Origin of the sequence: Streptomyces sp. NPDC059534 (assembly GCF_042743475.1) — a bacterium.
GTDB lineage: Bacteria > Actinomycetota > Actinomycetes > Streptomycetales > Streptomycetaceae > Streptomyces.
This window is the reverse complement of the sequence record NZ_JBHWAQ010000002.1, coordinates 351,341-370,373: the sequence shown is the minus strand read 5'-3', so window position 1 is coordinate 370,373 and position 19,033 is coordinate 351,341. Positions and strand designations below refer to the sequence as shown.

Sequence of the window (19,033 nt, the reverse complement as noted above, 5' to 3'; positions counted from 1 at the left end):
CAACGGCGATTTTCAGCCATGGTCTCCTCTGTTAACGGGAGATCACATCGCTACGGCGGGTGGCGAGTTTCGGAGATCGAATCCGGACACACCACCCGCCCTCGTCACCCCGCCCGTTACGTCGAGGTCTCAAACTCCGGAATCGGCGCAAGATTTTCTTCCCGAAGACCCGAATTGCCCTACGAATGATTGGGCTTGATCACTCCTCAACGGTGGCTGACATGGACGCGTAATCTCCCCGGCGTGGCGAGGAAGTTCCTCCCCCACCACCCCCCACGAGGAGTCACCGTGCGTGCTCTTGTCCGCATATCCCCGCGTATGACGCGCCGGATGCTCGGCACCGCCGTCATGGCCGGAACCCTGGCCCTGGCCCCGCTGTCCGCCCCGGTCGCCACCGGCGCCGCCACCACCCTGGCCGGCGCCGGCCACGAGGAGTGCGCCACGGACGGCTCCACCGCCCTCTCCGGCGCCCGCAAGGCGCGCGGCGCCGACACCCACGCCGCCGAGCCCAACGAGGTCTCGGCCGCCAAGGCGAAGGCCATGGACGACGACCTGAAGAAGAAGCTGGCCGCGGCCGCCTCCCAGGGGCGCCTCAGCGCCTCCGCCGGGGCCGCCGCCGTGGTCAACATCCCCGTCTACTTCCACGTCATCCACAGCGGCACGACGGGCAAGCTCTCCGCCACCGCCGTCAACAACCAGCTGAACGTCCTGAACGCGGCCTACGCCGGCCAGGGCACCGGCAACGTGAACACCAACTTCCAGTTCACGCTGGCCGGTACCGACTACACGGACAACGCCACCTGGTACAACCTGTCCTCCGGCTCCACCGCCGAGAAGCAGATGAAGCAGACCCTCCGCAAGGGCGGCGCCGGCGCGCTGAACTTCTACACCGCCAACCTGGGCGGCGGCCTCCTCGGCTGGGCGACCTTCCCGTCCTCGTACGCCTCGAACCCGTCCATGGACGGCGTCGTCGTCCTCGACGCCTCGCTCCCGGGCGGCTCGGCCGCCAACTACAACGAGGGCGACACCGCCACCCACGAGGTCGGCCACTGGATGGGCCTCTACCACACCTTCCAGGGCGGCTGCACCGGCGCCGGTGACTCCGTCGCCGACACCCCGGCCGAGAAGACCCCCGCGTACGAGTGCCCGACTGGCCGTGACTCCTGCACCTCCAAGGCCGGCGTGGACCCGATCCACAACTTCATGGACTACACGTACGACGCCTGCATGTACCAGTTCACTTCCGGCCAGGTGACCCGGATGAACCAGTTCTGGACCTCGTACCGCGCGAGCTGACGCACCCCCGAACGGACCGAGGGCGCGGCGGGAGGAGACTCCCGCCGCGCCCTCGGGCGTCGCGTGACCGCGATCCGCGCCGCGGCTACAGGGTCTCCAGGAAGCCCAGCGCCACCGACCAGGTCCGCTCGGCCGCCTCCGCGTCCCAGTCGGGCAGCTCCGGGTCCGTGTACACGTGCCCCGCGCCCCGGTAGCGGTAGATCTCCACGTCAGCCCCGGCCTTGCGCATCTGGAGGTACCACGAGGACAGCCAGTCGTCCGTCTCGAACGGGTCGGGCTCGGCCACGTGCAGCTGGACGGGCAGCTCGTCCACCGAGGCGGACTCCGCGAGGTCCGACGTGCCGTGGAACAGCAGCAACCCGCGCGCCTTCTCGTCCCCGAGCGCCAGGGTCTGCGCGATCGAGGCCCCGAGCGACAGGCCCATGTAGACCAGGCCCCGCTCCGAGTAGGGGGCCGCGGCCAGGACCGCCCGCTTCAGCAGCTCGTCCTTGCCGATCTCGTCGCGGAGCGCCACGCCCTCCTCGACGGTCCCGACCGTCCGCCCGTCGTAGAGGTCCGGCGTCCAGACCTGGTGCCCGGCGGCCCGGAGCCGCTCCGCGGCCGCCCCGACGGAAGGGGTCAGCCCGTAGGCCGAGTGGAAGAGCATGATGTCCATGCGCCCCATCCTGCCACCCGGCCCACAGGGCACCCCTCAGCGCATGCTGCGCACGTCGAGCTGCCGCAGCACCCGGTCCACCACCTCGGGATCGGCGCCCGGCTCGCTGCGCGCCGAGAGGACCTCGTGCCGGGCCGCGGACATCAGCTCCCGCTGGATCCGCTGCACCGCCCTGAGCCGGTCCACCCGCGCCGCGTAGGCGGCCCGCCGCTCCTCGTCGACCATGTCAGGACTGATCCGGGCGCCGATGTCGTACGCGCCGCGCAGCAGCCGCTCCTGGACCTCCTCGGGGAGCTCCTCGACCTCCTCGATCTCCTTGAGCCGCCGCCTTGCGGCCTTCGCGGCCCGGACCGCCAGGTCGCGTTCGAGGGCCCGCTCGACGTCCGTGTCGGCCCGCACGCCGAGCCGTTTGACCAGCCACGGCAGGGTCAGCCCCTGGAAGACCAGGGTGGTGATGATCACGCAGAAGGCGATGAAGACGATCACGTCGCGGCCCGGGAAGGGCGCGCCGTCGTCGGTGCGCAGCGGGATGGCGAGGGCGAGGGCCACCGAGGCCACGCCGCGCATCCCCGCCCACCACATGACGACGGTCTCCCGCCAGCTCATCGGGATCTCCTCGTCGACGTCCCGCCGGTTGTGCAGCCGTTTCGCCAGCCAGGTGGCGGGCAGCAGCCACAGCAGCCGGACGCCGACGACCACGCCGACCACGGCGGCGCCCCAGCCGAGCATCTCCCGGCCGTGCCCCTCGGCCACCCCGAAGACATGGGTGAGCTCCAGGCCGATGAGGCCGAACGCGATACCGGTGACGAGGGTGTCGACGATCTGCCAGAAGGTCTGTCCGGCCAGCCGGCCCATCACGTCGTCGGCGTCGACCGCGTGCTCGGCCAGGAAGAGCGCGGTGAGCAGGACGGCGAGGACGCCGGAGCCGTGCAGCTCCTCGGCGAGGACGTAGCTCACGAAGGGGACGAGGAGGGTGAGGCCGGTCTGCAGCGTCACGTCGCCGAGGAGGCCGATCAGCTTGTTGCAGAGCCAGCCGAGCGCCAGGCCGACGGCCACGGCGACCACGGCGGACAGGACGAACTCGGCGAGCGCGTCGGGCCAGGAGAAGGAGCCGCTGACGGCGGCGGCGATCGCCACGTGGTACAGCACGATCGCGGTGACGTCGTTGAAGAGTCCCTCGCCCTCCAGGATCGACACCAGCCGGCGGGGCAGCCCGAGCGAGCCGGCCACGGCGGTCGCGGCGACCGGGTCCGGCGGGGCCACGAGGGCGCCGAGCGCGATCGCGGCGGCCAGGGGCAGGCCGGGCACCAGCGCGTGGGCGACCGCGCCGACGGCCGCCGTGGTGACGAAGACGAGGGCGACCGCGAGCAGGAAGATGGGCCGCAGGTTGGCCGTGAACTGGCGCCAGGAGGTCCGCTGCACGGAGGCGTACAACAGCGGCGGCAGCACCAGCGGGAGGATGAACTCCGGCTCGATCTCGACGTTCGGCACGAAGGGCAGGAAGGCCAGCACGATCCCGACGAGCGTCATCAGGACGGGCGCGGGCAGACCGAGCCGGTCACCGAGGGGCACCGTCAGCAGGGCGCCGAGGAGCAGCAAGAACAGCAGGGCCAATTGATCCACGGGCCCACCCTGCCACGTACGTCCGTTTTGACAGCGCTTGCCCCCCTCTGTGTACCGGGGAGCTGGATACGGCGCCCCGGCCCGCCGACGGCGGGGAACGCTCCTACAGGACCCTTCGCATGGCCCGGTGCGGCATGCCCGCGTCCGGGAACTCGGGGCCGTACGCCTCGTAGCCGAGCCGCTCGTAGAAGCCCAGCGCGTGGGTCTGCGCGTGCAGGTCGACGGCGGTCAGACCACGCTCGCGCGCGGCGACCTCGACGGCCCTGACGAGCGCCGCGCCGACTCCGAGACCGCGGGCGGCCTTCGCGACCGCGAGCCGGCCGAGCGAGCCCACCGAGGCGTCCCCGCCGGTCTTCCCGGCCGCGTCGGCGCCGTGGAGGAGGCGCCCGGTGCCCAGCGGCACGCCGTCCGCGCGCACCGCCACGACGTGCACCGCGGTCGCGTCGTACGTGTCGTACTCCAGCTCCTGCGGGACGCCCTGCTCCTCGACGAACACCTCGCGGCGGACCGCGAAGCACGCCTCGCGGTCGACCGGCTCCGCCGCCTCGCGGACGGTGTACGCGGTGGTGGTCACTGGCTCTCCGCCGCGATCCGGTCCAGGGCCCGCTGGAGGTCCTCGGGGTAGGTGCTGGCGAACTCCACCCACGAGCCGTCACCGGGGTGCTCGAAGCCGAGCCGGACGGCGTGCAGCCACTGCCGGGTCAGGCCGAGGCGCTTGGCGAGCGTCGGGTCGGCGCCGTAGGTCAGGTCGCCGACGCAGGGGTGGCGGTGGGCGGACATGTGCACCCGGATCTGGTGGGTGCGGCCCGTCTCCAGCTTGATGTCGAGCAGCGACGCCGAGCGGTACGCCTCGATGAGGTCGTAGTGCGTGACGGACGCCTTGCCGTCGGCGGTGACGGCCCACTTGTAATCGAGGTTCGGGTGCCGGCCGATCGGCGCGTCGATGGTGCCGCTCATCGGGTCGGGGTGACCCTGGACGAGCGCGTTGTAGCGCTTGTCGACCACGCGCTCCTTGAACTGGCGCTTGAGCGAGGTGTACGCGTACTCCGACTTCGCGACCACCATCAGACCGGAGGTTCCGACGTCCAGGCGGTGCACGATGCCCTGGCGCTCGGCGGCGCCGGAGGTGGAGATGCGGTACCCGGCGGCGGCGAGGCCGCCGATCACCGTGGTGCCGGTCCAGCCGGGGCTGGGGTGCGCGGCGACGCCGACCGGCTTCATGATCACGACGATGTCGTCGTCGTCGTGGATGATCTCCATGCCCTCGACGGGCTCGGCGACGATCTGCACGGGCGCGGCCGCCCCCGGCATCTCGACCTCGAGCCACGCGCCACCGCTGACCCGCTCGGACTTGCCGACGACGGAGCCGTCGACCTGGACCTTCCCTCCGGCGGCCAGCTCGGCCGCCTTCGTACGGGAGAACCCGAACATACGGGCGATGGCGGCGTCGACGCGCTCGCCCTCCAGGCCATCGGGAACGGGCAGCGTGCGGATCTCGGGACTCGTACTCACCCGTCGAGTATGCCTTGTGCGGACGACACTCCGTCGTCCGCACGCGTTCGGGCTCAGTCCTTGTGGACGGTGCCGTCCGGATCGAGGCCCCGGAACGACAGCAGGACGATCAGGATGCCGCCGCACACGATCGCGGAGTCCGCGAGGTTGAAGACGGCGAAGTTCGCCGGGGCGATGAAGTCGACGACCGCACCCTCGAAGACGCCCGGCGAGCGGAAGATCCGGTCCGTGAGGTTGCCGAGCGCGCCGCCGAGCAGCAGGCCGAGCGCGATCGCCCAGGGCAGGCTGTAGAGCTTGCGCGCCAGCCGGATGATCACCACGATCACCGCGGCCGCGATGCAGGTGAAGATGATCGTGAACGCCTCGCCCATGCCGAACGCGGCACCCGGGTTCCGGATGGCGTCGAGCCGCAGCAGGTCCCCGATCAGGTCGATCGGCTCGTGGCCCTCCAGCTTGGCCACCACCAGCATCTTGCTGCCGAGGTCCAGGAGGTAGGCCAGCAGGGCCACCACGAACAGCGCGACGATCCGGCGCCTGCCCCGCGGCCGCTCCTCGGGAGCGGCCGTCCCGTCGGCGGGCGCGCCGGGGGCCGCCGTCTCGTCGGAGGCTGCCGTCTCGTCGGCCCCTGCTGAATCCGGCGTACCGATGATGCGCTCCGCCTCTGCCACGTGAGTGAGTCCCTCGACCTCGATGCCTGACCGTGCACCGAGGGTACGGCACAGGCGTACGAGACCGTCAGCCGAGATCGTCAGCCACGCCGCTCCTGCCGCTGCTTGTCCTCGACGCAGAGCGTGGCCCGCGGGAACGCCTGCATCCGCGCCTTGCCGATGGGCTTGCCGCACACCTCGCAGAGGCCGTACGTGCCCGCGTCGAGCCGCTCCAGGGCGTGCTCGGTCTGCTCCAGCATCTCCCGGGCGTTGGCGGCGAGCGCGAGCTCGTGCTCCCGGGTGATGTTCTTCGTGCCGGTGTCGGCCTGATCGTCCCCGGCGCCGTCGCCCGAGTCCCGCATCAGTCCGGTGAGCTCCTCCTGGGAGTGGACGAGCTCGCTGCGCAGCCGCAGCACCTCCGCCTGGAGCGAGCTGCGGGCCTCGTCGACCTCCTCCGGAGTCCAGGGGTCCTCGCCGGGACGCACCGCGAGCTCGCCGGTACGGGCCGGGGGCACCGCGGCCTCACTGCCGGCGGTCGTGACGCCACCCGCGGTCTTCTTCGCTGCCACCGTCCTGGCTCCTGTCTGCTTCTTCGCGGCGGACGTCTTCCCGGCCGCCGCCTTCCTCGCCACGGCCTTCCCGGCCGGCGTCTTCCCGGCGGCGGCCTCGTCGGCCGGGGCCGCGGTCTCGCGGGCGGGGGCCGTCCCGTCGACGACCGCCGTCCCGTCGACGGCCGTCTTCCCGGTGACCGTCTTGCCGGTGGCCGCCTTCCTGGTGACGGCCTTCCGGGCGGCCGTCTTCGTCGCGACCGCCGACTTCTTGCCGGTCACGTCCTTGGCGACCTCGGCCGCACCGGCGGCCGGGGTCTTCTTCGCGGCGGTCTTCTTCGCCACCATGTCGCGGCCCCTTCACATTTTGTGATCTTGCTCGCGAATCGTGCTGGGACGATAAATCGGCCCACGGCCCGCGGCAACGGGGCACGCCGCCGTTCCCACCCGCCCCCGCTCCCCGCGGGGCGGGCCTGCCTCCGTTGTGCCCAGCTCCCCGGCGGGTTATCCGTCCCACCCCTCCCCCACATGGCCGCACCCGAACTCCGGCCCGCCCCGTATGGCCATTCGGGTCACGCGAAAACCGGTCTGCCGCCCCGCTCCCGGCCCCGTACACTGGCCACAGCGAAAGGCTTGGATGGGGACGAGTAACGTCGTACGCAGCCATGAGCGACCCGGGGACGGTGAGAGCCCGGGGGCGAGCCCGATGTGAAGCATCACCCCGGAGCCGTCGGAAGAAAGCCGCAGCACAGCGCGGTGACTAGACCCGGCGTCGCGACCCCAATGAGGGGGCTCAGGGCGTGCGTGCCCGGGGCCAAGGAGGGTGGTACCGCGGGAGCCGGGCTCTCGTCCCTCCGACGGAACGACGACTTTCCGCCGGAGGAACTCGATGACACCGCCGCAGTACCGCCAGGTGCCCGCCCAGGTCGACCTGCCCGCGCTCGAGCACGACGTGCTCGGCTTCTGGGAGGACAACAAGGTCTTCGCGAAGACCCTGGAGCAGTCCGAAGGACGCCCCGAGTGGGTGTTCTACGAGGGCCCGCCCACCGCCAACGGCATGCCCGGCGCCCACCACATCGAGGCCCGCGTCTTCAAGGACGTCTTCCCCCGCTTCCGCACCATGCGCGGGTACCACGTGGCCCGCAAGGCCGGCTGGGACTGCCACGGCCTGCCGGTCGAGCTCGCCGTCGAGAAGGAGCTCGGCTTCTCCGGCAAGAAGGACATCGAGGCGTACGGCATCGCCGAGTTCAACGACAAGTGCCGCGAGTCCGTGACCCGGCACACCGACGCCTTCGCCGAGCTCACGACCCGGATGGGCTACTGGGTCGACCTCGACGACGCCTACCGGACCATGGACCCCTCGTACATCGAGTCGGTCTGGTGGTCCCTCAAGCAGATCTTCGACAAGGACCTGCTGGTCCAGGACCACCGCGTCGCCCCCTGGTGCCCGCGCTGCGGCACCGGCCTCTCCGACCACGAGCTGGCCCAGGGCTACGAGACGGTCGTCGACCCCTCCGTCTACGTCCGCTTCCCGCTGACCTCCGGCCCGCTGGCCGGCAAGGCGGCGCTCCTCGTCTGGACGACGACCCCCTGGACCCTGGTGTCCAACACGGCCGTCGCCGCCCACCCCGAGGTCACCTACGTGGTCGCCACCGACGGGGACGAGCGGGTCGTCGTCGCCCAGCCGCTGCTCGAGAAGGCCCTCGGCGAGGGCTGGGTCACCACCGGCGAGTCCTTCACCGGCGCCGAGATGGAGCGCTGGACCTACCAGCGCCCCTTCGAGCTGATCGAGTTCCCGGCCGAGGCGCACTACGTCGTCAACGCCGAGTACGTCACGACCGAGGACGGCACGGGTCTGGTCCACCAGTCCCCCGCCTTCGGCGAGGACGACCTCAAGGTCTGCAAGGCGTACGGCCTGCCGGTCGTGAACCCGGTCCGCCCCGACGGCACCTTCGAGGAGGACGTCCCGCTGGTCGGCGGCGTCTTCTTCAAGAAGGCCGACGAGGCCCTCACCGCCGACCTGGACGCGCGCGGCCTGCTCTTCCGGCACATCGCCTACGAGCACAGCTACCCGCACTGCTGGCGCTGCCACACGGCCCTGCTCTACTACGCGCAGCCGTCCTGGTACATCCGCACGACCGCGGTCAAGGACCGCATGCTCCAGGAGAACGAGAAGACCAACTGGTTCCCCGACTCGGTCAAGCACGGCCGCTTCGGCGACTGGCTCACCAACAACGTCGACTGGGCGCTCTCCCGCAACCGCTACTGGGGCACCCCGCTGCCGATCTGGCGCTGCGAGGAGGGCCACCTCACCTGCGTCGGCTCGCGCGCCGAGCTGACCGAGCTGACCGGCACCGACCAGTCCGAGCTCGACCCGCACCGCCCGTACATCGACGCGGTGACCTTCTCCTGCCCGGCGGACGGCTGCTCCCTGGAGTCGACCCGCGTGCCGGAGGTCATCGACGCCTGGTACGACTCGGGCTCCATGCCGTTCGCGCAGTACGGCTACCCGTACCAGAACAAGGAGCTGTTCGAGAGCCGCTACCCGGCGCAGTTCATCTCCGAGGCGATCGACCAGACCCGCGGCTGGTTCTACACGCTGATGGCGGTCGGCACCCTCGTCTTCGACAAGTCCTCCTACGAGAACGTGGTCTGCCTCGGCCACATCCTCGCCGAGGACGGCCGCAAGATGTCCAAGCACCTGGGCAACATCCTCCAGCCGATCCCGCTCATGGACCAGCACGGCGCCGACGCGGTCCGCTGGTTCATGGCGGCCGGCGGCTCGCCCTGGGCGGCCCGCCGAGTGGGCCACGGCACGATCCAGGAAGTCGTCCGCAAGACGCTCCTGACGTACTGGAACACCGTCGCCTTCCAGGCCCTGTACGCCCGCACCTCGGGCTGGGCGCCGAGCGCGGCGGACCCGGCCCCGGCCGACCGCTCCGTCCTCGACCGCTGGCTCCTCTCCGAGCTCCACACCCTGGTGGCCGAGGCCACCGAGGCGATGGAGTCGTACGACACCCAGCGGACCGGCAAGCTCCTCTCCGCCTTCGTCGACGACCTCTCCAACTGGTACGTGCGCCGGTCCCGCCGCCGCTTCTGGCAGGGCGACGCGGCCGCGCTGCGCACCCTCCACGACGTCATCGAGACGGTCACACGCCTGATGGCCCCGCTGACCCCCTTCATCACGGAGCGGGTCTGGCAGGACCTGGTCGTCCCGGTGACGGCCGACGCGCCCGAATCGGTCCACCTCGCCACCTGGCCGGAGGCCGAGGCCGCCCTGATCGACCCGGCGCTCTCGGAGCAGATGCTCCTCGTCCGCCGTCTCGTCGAGCTCGGTCGGGCCACGCGCGCCGAGTCGGGCGTCAAGACCCGCCAGCCGCTCTCCCGCGCCCTGGTGGCGGCCACGGGCTTCGCGGCCCTCTCCCCGGAGCTCCAGGCGCAGATCACGGAGGAGCTGAACGTCTCCTCCCTGGCGTCCCTCTCCGAGGTCGGCGGCTCCCTCGTCGACACCACCGCCAAGGCGAACTTCCGGGCCCTCGGCAAGCGCTTCGGCAAGGGCGTCCAGGACGTCGCCAAGGCCGTGGCCGCGGCGGACGCGGCGGCCCTGTCCCTCGCGCTCCGCACCGGCGAGGCGGTCATCGACGTGAACGGCGAGTCCGTGGCCCTCTCCCCCGAGGAGGTCATCATCACCGAGACCCCCCGCGAGGGCTGGTCGGTCGCCTCGGACGCCGGCGCGACCGTCGCCCTCGACCTGGAGATCACCCCCGAGCTCCGCAAGGCGGGCCTCGCCCGGGACGCGATCCGCCTCATCCAGGAGGCCCGCAAGAACAGCGGCCTCGACGTCGCGGACCGCATCGCGCTGCGCTGGACGTCCGGCTCCGCGGAGACGGTCGAGGCGCTCACGGCGCACGCGGCGCTCATCGCGGACGAGGTCCTCGCCACGGACCACGCCCAGGGCGCCCCCGACACCACCTACGGGCCCGCCTTCACCGACGACTCGCTCTCCCTCACCTTCCACCTGCGCAAGGTCTGATCCCCACGACGAAGGGCCCGGCTTCCTCCAGGAAGCCGGGCCCTTCGTCGTACGCGTGTGCCGTGCCCGGGCACGGCGAAGGGCCGGGCCCCGGAGATCCGGGGCCCGGCCCTTGCAGCCTGCCGACGGCTACGCGCTCATCGCGCGACCAGGCGCCGTCAGTTGTCGTCCTCGTCGATCAGGAAGCCGCGCATCGGCGCGGGCGCCTGCTGCATCGGCTGCGGTGCCTGCGGACGGACCGGAGCCATCGGCTGGGTCATGGCCGGAGACATCTGCTGCTGGCCACCGTACGAGGGCGCACCGCCCATGGACGGCGCGCCGCCCATGCCGCCGTTGCCGCCGTAGGACGGGGCACCGGCGCCGGCCGAGGCCATCGAGGGGGCCGGCGGCAGGGAGGCCGTCGCGGGGGTCCGCGGCGGAGCCAGCGAGTCGTCGGCCTGGGTCTCCAGCTGACGCAGCTGCGACTCCAGGTACGACTTCAGGCGCGTACGGTACTCGCGCTCGAAGCCGCGCAGGTCCTCGACCTTGCGCTCCAGCGTGGCGCGGGCGGACTCCAGGGAGCCCATCGCGACGCGGTGCTTCTCCTGGGCGTCCCGCTCGAGGGCGTCGGCCTTGGCGCGGGCGTCCCGCTCCAGGCCCTCGGCGCGCGAGCGCGCCTCGCCGACGATCTTGTTGGCCTCGGAGCGGGCCTCGGCGATCGCCTGGTCGGCGGTCTGCTGGGCCAGCGAGAGGACACGCGCGGCGCTGTCGCCACCGGGGCCCTGCTGCGGCTGCTGCTGCATCTGCGGCGGCATCTGCTGCTGCGGGTGACCCATGGGGCCACCCTGCATCGGACCGCCCTGCATCGGACCGCCCTGCATCGGGCCACCCTGCATCGGACCGCCCTGCATCGGGCCACCCTGCATCGGGCCACCCTGCATCGGGCCGCCCTGCATGGGGCCGGGGGGAAGCGCCGGGGCACCGGACGGAAGCTGCGGCGGGCCCATCTGCGGCGGCTGCTGCTGGACCGGCGGTCCGGATATGGCCGCGGGCACGGGCGCGCCGGGACCGACGGGACGATCCTGCGGCTCCGGGGGCTTGCGCATGCCTTGCTGCTGCTGGTTCTGCGCGGCGGCGCGCGTCGCGGCGGCCAGCTTGGCGCGCAGGTCCTCGTTCTCGCGGAGCAGGCGGGTCAGCTCGGACTCGACCTCGTCGAGGAAGGCATCGACCTCGTCCTCGTCATAGCCTTCTCGAAGGCGGACGGTCGTGAACTGCTTGTTCCGCACGTCCTCGGGGGTCAGCGGCATCTCTTCTTCACCTCTACGTAGTCGTCGGCAGTCGGCAAGACCGTATCGTCCACATTCACCTCGCGAAGCTGCTCACGACGGAGATCAGGATGTAGACGATGATCATCAGAACGAAGAAGGACAGGTCGAGTGCCACGCCCCCGAGACGCAGCGGCGGGATGAGTCGCCGCAGAAGCTTGAGCGGTGGATCGGTGACAGTGTAGGTGGCCTCGAGAACGACCACCATCGCCTTACCGGGTTGCCATGAACGGGCGAACTGGAAGACGTAGTCCATGACCAGCCGGACGATGAGGAGGACGAGGAAGCACATCAGCACGATGTAGACCACCTGTAGTGCGACGCCCATCCCGCGTTTCCCTCTCCCCTGGCTTACGTGCTCTCGCTTGGCCGGCCGCTAGGCGACCGGTCCGTCCGGTTCTGTTGTTCTCAGCTCTGGTTGAAGAATCCGCCCTCTGCGATCCGGGCCTTGTCCTCCGCCGTGACATCGACGTTAGCAGGCGACAACAGGAACACCTTCTGCGTCACGCGCTCAATGCTGCCATGGAGCCCGAAGACGAGTCCGGCGGCAAAGTCGACAAGTCGCTTCGCGTCCGTGTCGTCCATCTCCGTGAGGTTCATGATCACCGGGGTGCCCTCACGGAAGTGTTCCCCGATGGTACGGGCCTCGTTGTACGTCCGGGGGTGCAGCGTGGTGATGCGGTAGGGCTCCCGCTCGGACACGACCTTGGGCATGATCACCGGTGCGTTCTTCTCCAGGCTCGGACGTTCGGGTGTGATGGATGCCACGGGGGCAATTCGGGCCGGACGTCCGCTTTCGGCGAGTACAGGGACAGAATGGGCGAGAGGCTCCCGGGGCGCCGGGGGCTGCACCACTCGCACCGGTTCCTCGCGCTCCACCTGGCGCGGGGGGGTGTGACGCCGGTCGCGCTCGGGCTCCGGCTCCAGCTCGGGTTCGAAGTCGTCGTCGGGGTCGAAGCCCCGGCCGTCGTACCCATCGTCCTCCACGAGGCCGAGGTAGACCGCCATCTTGCGCATCGCGCCGGCCATTCTCTGAGTCCTCCGCTCTGTGGTGGATCGGCCTCGTCACCAAGTGCCGGCGATCCACGGGGCACCCCGCCGTTCTGCGGAATGACCATATTTTCTGCTGTGGTCCGACTTGCTTCGCGACGTTACCCGAGCTTCGGGCGGACGCCGAGTACCGCCGTACCGACGCGTACGTGTGTCGCCCCGGCGGCGACGGCCTCCTCGAGGTCCGCGCTCATCCCTGCTGACACCATGTTCGCAGCCGGACGGGTCGCGCGCAGGGCAGTCGACAAATCCATGAGGCGGTCGAAAGCGGCACGTTGCCGGCCCTCGTACGGTCCGGCGAGCGGGGCGACGGTCATCAGTCCGCCGAGCCGCAGTCCGGGAGCGGCGTCCACCGCGGCCGCCAACTCCTCGATCCCGTCCGGCGAGACCCCGCCGCGGTCGCCCCGCTCGCCGGACTCGGCGTCGAGTGCGACCTGGATCAGGCAGCCGAGCTCGCGCCCCTCCTTCTCCGCGGCCGCGGAGAGAGAGGAAACGAGCTTCAACCGGTCGACAGACTGCACCACATCGGCATAACCCACCACGGATCGGACCTTGTTGGTCTGCAACTGGCCCACGAAATGCCAGGTCAGATCAAGGTCGGCACAGGCGGCCGCCTTCGGGGCGGCGTCCTGGTCCCGGTTCTCGGCGACGTCCCGCACACCGAGTCCGTGGAGGATTCTCACGTCGCTCGCGGGATAGGTCTTGGTGACCACGATGAGGGTCACCTCCTCCCGCGCGCGCCCGGCGGCGGCGCAGGCGGCGGCGATGCGCGCCTCCACCCGGGCCAGGTTCTCGGCCAGTTCCGACGTGCGGTCCGTCATCAGTTCTTTCCTGCCGGGGGTCCGGGGGTCTCCCCCCGGCTGGACACGGCGTCCAGCCAGACATATCCCGCGAGTCGCCCTGTGGTGCGATCGCGGCGGTACGAGTAGTGGTCACCGGATTCCCGGGTGCAGACCGCGCTGGCCTGCCGGTCCGTGACACCGAGCCGTTCCAGCTGGGCGTGCACTCCGGCGGTGACGTCGACGGCCGGGGTTCCCCAGCTCGTCTCGGCCCAGGCCGCGGGTTCGGTCTCCGCGACCTCGGCCCGCATGGCCTCCGGCACCTCGTAGCAGCGCCCGCAGACGGCGGGGCCGGTGCGGGCGACGATACGGGCGGGGTCGGCGCCGAGACGGATCATGGCCGCGACCGCGGCCGGGACGACTCCCGCGACCATCCCGGGACGCCCGGCGTGGGCGGCGGCCGCGACTCCGGCGACCGGGTCCGCGAGGAGCACCGGCACGCAGTCCGCGGTGAGGACGGCGAGGCCGAGTCCCGGACGGGAGGTGACGAGGGCGTCCACCGAGGGGACCGGGGCGGTGCCCCACGGTCCGTCGACCTCCGCGACGTCCGCGCCGTGCACCTGGTTCATCCAGACCACCCGCGCCGGGTCGAGCCCGAGGCCGCCGGCGGCGCGCGCCCGGTTGGTCCGTACCGCTTCGGGGTCGTCCCCCACCGCTCCGCCGAGGTTGAGCTCCTCGTACGGAACGGCGCTCACCCCGCCCCACCTGTCGGTGAAGGCGAAGTGCGCGCCGTTCGCGTCGAAGCGATGTCCTATCACTTCAGGAAGTCCGGGACGTCCAGCTCCTCGGCCTGGCTGTCCGCGTACGGACGGGCCGGGGGGACGGCCGGCTGCACGGGCGTCAGCGGGACCTCGTTGACGGCCGGGGCGGGCTCGACCGGGAGGGAGACGGGCTCCTCGCGGGGGGCCACGGTGCCGAGGCCGCCCAGCGGGCGGGAGCTCTCGACCTTGCGGGGGGCCGGGGCCTGCTCCTCGCGCTTGGCCGAGACCGAGCCCATGATGTTGTCCCGGCGGGCCGGCGGCTGGCCGCCGTCGAAGCCGGCCGCGATGACGGTGACCCGGACCTCGTCGCCCAGGGCGTCGTCGATGACGGCGCCGAAGATGATGTTGGCCTCGGGGTGGGCCGCCTCGCTGACCAGCTGCGCGGCCTCGTTGATCTCGAAGAGACCGAGGTCGCTGCCGCCGGAGATGGAGAGCAGCACGCCGCGGGCGCCGTCGATGGACGCCTCCAGGAGCGGCGAGGAGATCGCCATCTCCGCGGCGGCCACCGCGCGGTCGTCGCCCCGTGCGGAGCCGATGCCCATGAGCGCGGACCCTGCCTCGGACATGACCGACTTGACGTCGGCGAAGTCGAGGTTGATCAGGCCGGGGGTGGTGATGAGGTCGGTGATGCCCTGGACACCGCTCAGCAGCACCTGGTCGGCCGACTTGAACGCGTCGAGCACGGAGACCTGGCGGTCCGAGATCGAGAGCAGTCGGTCGTTCGGGATGACGATGAGGGTGTCGACCTCTTCGCGGAGCTCGGCGATGCCGTCCTCCGCCTGGTTCGCGCGACGCCGGCCCTCGAAGGTGAACGGCCGGGTGACCACACCGATCGTGAGGGCGCCGAGCGAGCGCGCGATGTTGGCGACGACGGGTGCGCCGCCGGTGCCGGTGCCGCCGCCTTCGCCGGCGGTGACGAAGACCATGTCGGCCCCCTTGAGGACCTCCTCGATCTCCTCACGGTGGTCCTCTGCCGCCTTGCGACCGACGGCCGGGTTGGCCCCGGCCCCCAGGCCGCGGGTGAGTTCACGGCCGACGTCGAGCTTGACGTCGGCGTCGCTCATCAACAGCGCTTGCGCGTCGGTGTTGATCGCGATGAACTCGACGCCCTTGAGACCGACCTCGATCATTCGGTTGATGGCATTGACACCACCGCCGCCGACACCGATGACCTTGATGACTGCGAGGTAGTTCTGCGGTGCTGCCACGTCGAAGGCCTCTCGCCTCGAGTTACGTGTCGTCGCCGCGCGTTGATCGCGCCGCTCCGACGGATGCCGATTGGGACGGTCCGAAACGCCGACCCGAACCCTAACGTTGAAGTTTAGGGTTACCAGTGTCCCTGTTCGCTGGACTCTTCCGAACAGGACACTAAGTCGACAAGTGGCGCACGTTCAACGAACACGCCGAACCTCCCGTTTTTCTTTTCACCCTATGTGATCACCCGTAGCGCTGGCCAACCAGGGTGCTGGCCAGCGGTGATGCCCGTCAACTCCCGGACGAAGCGGGCGCCGTGGGGGCACTTACGTCGAAGTGCCCCGCTTTGGGCGTCGCCTTCATCAGAGCGGTCAGGACTCGGGCTTTCACGGGACCGTGCTCGGCACTGCCCCAGAAAACGGTGCGCCCCTTGTTCAGCTCCAGAGTGACGGAGTCGTACGAGGTGACGCGCACGACACGAGTGTCCCGGGCGATTTCCGCCGGGAGTTCACCCCTGACGCGGACCGCCTCCCGGAGCAGCCGGTCGGCGCCGAAGCGGCGCAGGCTCGGCGAGGCGGCGCTGTCGAGGACGAGTCGGGGGACACCGCGCGGGGCGGTGTCGACGGTGGCGAACCGCAGTCCGGTCACGTCCACTTCGATGAACTTTCCGCCCTTTTCGACCAGGAGAACGGGCTGCCGTTCCGTCACTTTCAGCCCGATTCCGTGCGGCCAGGACCGGACGACGTCGATCGACTCGATCCGCGGATAGGCGGCCCTGAGTCGGGCCTCGATCGCGTCGGTGTCGATGGTGACGAGCGGCGCCCCCAGGGGGACGGCGGCGGTCGCCTCGACCTCGCGCACGGTCAGGACCCGGGTGCCGGAAGTCTTCACACGTTCCACACGGAACCAGGTGGATCCGTAGAGCGCCCAGACCCCGCCGGCCACCAGTGCGAGCAGGCCGAGCGCGGCCAGCAGCAGCCGGGGCGCCGGCACCCGGAACCGACGGTTCCGGGTGCCGGCGCCGGACGACCGGACCGACGACCCCTTCGACTTGCTGGTGCCGCTCTTCTCCGCGGTCGTCGGTCCGGCTGCCACCTGGCGCTCCTGCCTCTCGCCGCCGCGCTACGCCTGCCGGCGGGCGGCGATCGCCTCGTACACCATGCCGACGAGCAGGTCGTCGGCGTCCCGGCGGCCGAACTCGGCGGCGGCCCGGGACATCTCGTACAACCGGTGCGGATCGGCCAGTACGGGCAGGACGTTGCCCTGCACCCACTGCGGCGTCAGCTCCGCGTCGTCGACGAGGAGTCCACCGCCGGCCTTCACCACCGGCTGGGCGTTGAGCCGCTGTTCGCCGTTGCCGATGGGCAGCGGGACGTACGCGGCGGGCAGCCCGACGGCGGAGAGCTCGGCGACGGTCATCGCGCCCGCGCGGCAGAGCATCATGTCGGCCGCGGCGTACGCGAGATCCATCCGGTCCACGTACGGTACCGGCACGTACGGCGGCATACCGGGCATGTTGTCGACGCGCGGCATTTCGTTCTTCGGGCCGACCGCGTGCAGGATCTGGATGCCGGAGCGCTGGAGCACCGGCGCGATCTGCTGGACGACCTCGTTGAGCCGCCGGGCGCCCTGCGAGCCGCCGGAGACCAGCAGCGTCGGCAGGTTGGGGTCGAGCCCGAACGCGGCCCGCGCCTCGGGACGCACCCGCGCCCGGTCGAGGGTCGCGATCGTGTACCGCAGCGGGATGCCGATGTACCGGGCGTTGCGGAGCTTGCTGTCCGGGGTGGCGACCGCGACCCCGGCCGCGTACCGCGAACCGATCTTGTTGGCCAGGCCGGGCCGGGCGTTGGCCTCGTGGACCACGATCGGCACCCCGAGCCGCTTGGCCGCGAGATAGCCGGGCAGCGCCACGTAGCCGCCGAAGCCGACCACGCAGTCCGCCTTGGTGCGCTCCAGGACCTGCTCGGCAGCCTTGATCGTGCCGCGCAGCCGCCCCGGGACGGTGATCAGCTCGGGGGTGGGCTTGCGGGGCAGCGGTACGGCCGGGATGAGCGCCAACTCGTAACCCCGCTCGGGCACGAGCCGGGTCTCCAGACCCTTCTCCGTGCCGAGCGCCGTGATCCCCACGCTGGGGTCCTGCCTGCGCAGGGCGTCCGCGAGGGCGAGCGCCGGCTCGATGTGGCCGGCGGTCCCCCCGCCGGCGAGTACGACATGCACCGAAATTCACCGCTCTCCGGACGGGCGCTTCTTGACGCGCCGTCGCATCGACTTCCATCTCACCCCGGCCCGCTTGCCCCAGCCGGGGCGGCGCATGGCCAGGGCCGCTTTCGCGGCGGGTTCCTGTCGCGCGAAGGCGATGAGGAGCCCGACGGCGAACATGGTCGGCAGCAGGGCCGACCCTCCGTAGGAGAACAGCGGGAGCGGGACCCCGGCGATCGGCAGCAGACCGAGCACCGCACCGATGTTGATCACGGCCTGGGCCGTGATCCACGTGGTCACACCTCCCGCGGCGAACCTCACGAAGGGGTCCTCCGTGCCTCCGGCCACGCGGATACCCGCATAGCCTAGAGCCGCGAACAGGGCGAGTACCGACAGCGTCCCCGCGAGACCCAGTTCCTCACCGGTGACCGCGAAGATGAAGTCGGTGTGCGCCTCGGGCAGTTGGCCCCATTTCTCCACGCTCGCACCCAGTCCGGAACCGAACCATCCGCCCGAGGCCAGGGCATAGATTCCGTGCGCGGCCTGCAGGCAGGGCGCGCCCTCGCCGCCGGGGTCGGTCGCTCCGATGCAGTCGAAGCGCTTCATCCGGTTCGAGCTCGTCTTGATCAGCAGCACGCCGATCGCGCCGGCCACCGTGAGCACCCCGACGAAGAGCCGGGTGGGCGCTCCGGCCGTCCACAGCAGGCCGAAGAGGATCGCGGCGAGGATGATCGAGGTGCCCATGTCGCCGCCGAGCATGATCAGCCCGAGCAGCATGAAGGCGCCCGGGACCAGCGGCACCAGCATGTGCTTCCACTGGGTCAGCAGCCGCATGTCGTGCTTTCGGGCGAGCAGGTCGGCCCCCCACAGGATCAGCGCCAGCTTGCCGAACTCGCTGGGCTGGAGCTGGAAGGGGCCGCCGAGGGAGATCCAGTTCTGGTTGCCGTTGACCGCGTGCCCTATCCCGGGGATCTGCACGAGCACCATCAGGAAGACCGCGCCGACCAGGATCGGGTAGGCGAGCGCCCGGTGCAGCTTCACCGGCATCCGCGAGGCGGCCAGGAGCAGTCCGGTGCCCAGGAGCGCGGCGAAGAACTGCTTCCGGAAGAAGTACGAGGGCACCAGGTCGTAGGTCAGGGCCGTGATCATCGAGGCGGAGTAGACCATCACGAGGCCGAGCGTCGTGATGAGCATCCCCGCACCGATGATCACGTAGTACGCCGTGAGGGGCCGGTCCCAGGCCCTCTGGGCCCGCTTGTACAGCCGCCGTACGCCTCCACCGCGCCGCGGGGTCGCGGGGGCCCGCCCGCCGCCGCGTACGGCGGAGGGCCGGCGTGTCCCGGCGATCTTGCTCGGCATGGTCGCTGCCCCC

General features: G+C 71.1%; 17 protein-coding genes. 2 read left to right on the top strand and 15 right to left on the bottom strand.

Features of this window, described 5'->3' with window-relative positions; translation table 11 throughout:
- The first annotated feature begins 330 nt into the window (after positions 1-330).
- The gene (locus tag ACFVZH_RS03980; protein WP_384892934.1) at positions 331-1,296 is read left to right on the top strand and encodes a zinc metalloprotease; all 966 of its coding nucleotides are present in this window, start codon (positions 331-333) and stop codon (positions 1,294-1,296) included.
- A gap of 85 nt (positions 1,297-1,381) precedes the next feature.
- Here the strand turns inward: ACFVZH_RS03980 and ACFVZH_RS03975 are convergent, their stop codons facing one another.
- From ACFVZH_RS03975 to ACFVZH_RS03950, 6 genes are all read right to left on the bottom strand, one after another.
- Positions 1,382-1,951 (bottom strand): dienelactone hydrolase family protein, encoded by a 570-nt coding sequence (locus ACFVZH_RS03975; RefSeq protein WP_384892734.1) that lies wholly within the window; start codon positions 1,949-1,951, stop codon positions 1,382-1,384.
- 36 nt (positions 1,952-1,987) lie between these two features.
- Positions 1,988-3,574 (bottom strand): Na+/H+ antiporter, encoded by a 1,587-nt coding sequence (locus tag ACFVZH_RS03970; protein WP_384892731.1) that lies wholly within the window; start codon positions 3,572-3,574, stop codon positions 1,988-1,990.
- A gap of 103 nt (positions 3,575-3,677) precedes the next feature.
- Positions 3,678-4,148, bottom strand: coding sequence for a GNAT family N-acetyltransferase (locus ACFVZH_RS03965; protein ID WP_384892728.1), 471 nt, complete (start codon positions 4,146-4,148; stop codon positions 3,678-3,680).
- Positions 4,145-5,086, bottom strand: coding sequence for an RluA family pseudouridine synthase (locus ACFVZH_RS03960; RefSeq protein ID WP_384892725.1), 942 nt, complete (start codon positions 5,084-5,086; stop codon positions 4,145-4,147). The genes ACFVZH_RS03965 and ACFVZH_RS03960 overlap by 4 nt, the downstream gene beginning before the upstream one ends.
- Positions 5,087-5,139: 53 nt before the next feature.
- The gene (lspA, locus tag ACFVZH_RS03955) at positions 5,140-5,754 is read right to left on the bottom strand and encodes a signal peptidase II (RefSeq protein WP_384892722.1); all 615 of its coding nucleotides are present in this window, start codon (positions 5,752-5,754) and stop codon (positions 5,140-5,142) included.
- Positions 5,755-5,834: 80 nt separating this feature from the next.
- A complete protein-coding gene (locus tag ACFVZH_RS03950; RefSeq protein WP_384892719.1) occupies positions 5,835-6,629 on the bottom strand; it encodes a TraR/DksA C4-type zinc finger protein in 795 nt (264 codons plus the stop codon).
- A 541-nt stretch (positions 6,630-7,170) separates the two neighbouring features.
- On the opposite strand from ACFVZH_RS03950, the gene ileS reads away from it, so the two are divergent.
- Positions 7,171-10,314 (top strand): isoleucine--tRNA ligase, encoded by a 3,144-nt coding sequence (gene ileS, locus ACFVZH_RS03945; RefSeq protein WP_384892716.1) that lies wholly within the window; start codon positions 7,171-7,173, stop codon positions 10,312-10,314.
- 158 nt (positions 10,315-10,472) lie between these two features.
- Here ileS and ACFVZH_RS03940 read toward each other — a convergent pair whose 3' ends face one another.
- From ACFVZH_RS03940 to ftsW, 9 genes are all read right to left on the bottom strand, one after another.
- Positions 10,473-11,600 (bottom strand): DivIVA domain-containing protein, encoded by a 1,128-nt coding sequence (locus ACFVZH_RS03940; protein WP_384892713.1) that lies wholly within the window; start codon positions 11,598-11,600, stop codon positions 10,473-10,475.
- A gap of 55 nt (positions 11,601-11,655) precedes the next feature.
- On the bottom strand, positions 11,656-11,946 hold the full coding sequence (locus ACFVZH_RS03935) for a YggT family protein (RefSeq protein WP_190102598.1): 291 nt from the start codon (positions 11,944-11,946) through the stop codon (positions 11,656-11,658).
- An 80-nt stretch (positions 11,947-12,026) separates the two neighbouring features.
- Complete coding sequence (locus tag ACFVZH_RS03930) at positions 12,027-12,647, bottom strand: cell division protein SepF (RefSeq protein ID WP_352019006.1); 621 nt, start codon at positions 12,645-12,647, stop codon at positions 12,027-12,029.
- 122 nt (positions 12,648-12,769) lie between these two features.
- The gene (locus ACFVZH_RS03925) at positions 12,770-13,489 is read right to left on the bottom strand and encodes a YggS family pyridoxal phosphate-dependent enzyme (RefSeq protein ID WP_384892710.1); all 720 of its coding nucleotides are present in this window, start codon (positions 13,487-13,489) and stop codon (positions 12,770-12,772) included.
- Positions 13,489-14,265 carry a peptidoglycan editing factor PgeF gene (gene pgeF, locus ACFVZH_RS03920; protein ID WP_384892707.1) on the bottom strand — a complete coding sequence of 259 codons (777 nt, stop codon included), beginning with the start codon at positions 14,263-14,265 and terminating at the stop codon, positions 13,489-13,491. The genes ACFVZH_RS03925 and pgeF overlap by 1 nt, the downstream gene beginning before the upstream one ends.
- Complete coding sequence (gene ftsZ / locus ACFVZH_RS03915; RefSeq protein WP_384892704.1) at positions 14,262-15,476, bottom strand: cell division protein FtsZ; 1,215 nt, start codon at positions 15,474-15,476, stop codon at positions 14,262-14,264. Before ftsZ ends, pgeF begins: the two co-directional genes overlap by 4 nt.
- 277 nt (positions 15,477-15,753) lie before the next feature.
- Positions 15,754-16,557, bottom strand: a complete 804-nt coding sequence (locus tag ACFVZH_RS03910; protein WP_384892700.1) for a cell division protein FtsQ/DivIB — start codon at positions 16,555-16,557, stop codon at positions 15,754-15,756.
- A 27-nt stretch (positions 16,558-16,584) separates the two neighbouring features.
- A complete protein-coding gene (murG, locus tag ACFVZH_RS03905; protein ID WP_329856714.1) occupies positions 16,585-17,679 on the bottom strand; it encodes an undecaprenyldiphospho-muramoylpentapeptide beta-N-acetylglucosaminyltransferase in 1,095 nt (364 codons plus the stop codon).
- A 6-nt stretch (positions 17,680-17,685) separates the two neighbouring features.
- Positions 17,686-19,020: a putative lipid II flippase FtsW gene (ftsW, locus tag ACFVZH_RS03900; RefSeq protein ID WP_384892697.1), complete on the bottom strand. Its 1,335-nt coding sequence runs from the start codon at positions 19,018-19,020 to the stop codon at positions 17,686-17,688.
- Between the last annotated feature and the right edge of the window lie 13 nt (positions 19,021-19,033).

Bases quoted from the DNA above. Each gene is read 5' to 3' on its own strand.
- ACFVZH_RS03930 (WP_352019006.1), bottom strand. From the start codon at position 12,647: ATGGCCGGCGCGATGCGCAAGATGGCGGTCTACCTCGGCCTCGTGGAG.
- ACFVZH_RS03940 (WP_384892713.1), bottom strand. From the start codon at position 11,600: ATGCCGCTGACCCCCGAGGACGTGCGGAACAAGCAGTTCACGACCGTC.
- ileS (WP_384892716.1), top strand. From the start codon at position 7,171: ATGACACCGCCGCAGTACCGCCAGGTGCCCGCCCAGGTCGACCTGCCC.
- ACFVZH_RS03950 (WP_384892719.1), bottom strand. From the start codon at position 6,629: ATGGTGGCGAAGAAGACCGCCGCGAAGAAGACCCCGGCCGCCGGTGCG.
- ACFVZH_RS03925 (WP_384892710.1), bottom strand. From the start codon at position 13,489: ATGACGGACCGCACGTCGGAACTGGCCGAGAACCTGGCCCGGGTGGAG.
- ACFVZH_RS03980 (WP_384892934.1), top strand. From the start codon at position 331: ATGCTCGGCACCGCCGTCATGGCCGGAACCCTGGCCCTGGCCCCGCTG.
- ACFVZH_RS03935 (WP_190102598.1), bottom strand. From the start codon at position 11,946: ATGGGCGTCGCACTACAGGTGGTCTACATCGTGCTGATGTGCTTCCTC.
- ftsW (WP_384892697.1), bottom strand. From the start codon at position 19,020: ATGCCGAGCAAGATCGCCGGGACACGCCGGCCCTCCGCCGTACGCGGC.
- ACFVZH_RS03975 (WP_384892734.1), bottom strand. From the start codon at position 1,951: ATGGACATCATGCTCTTCCACTCGGCCTACGGGCTGACCCCTTCCGTC.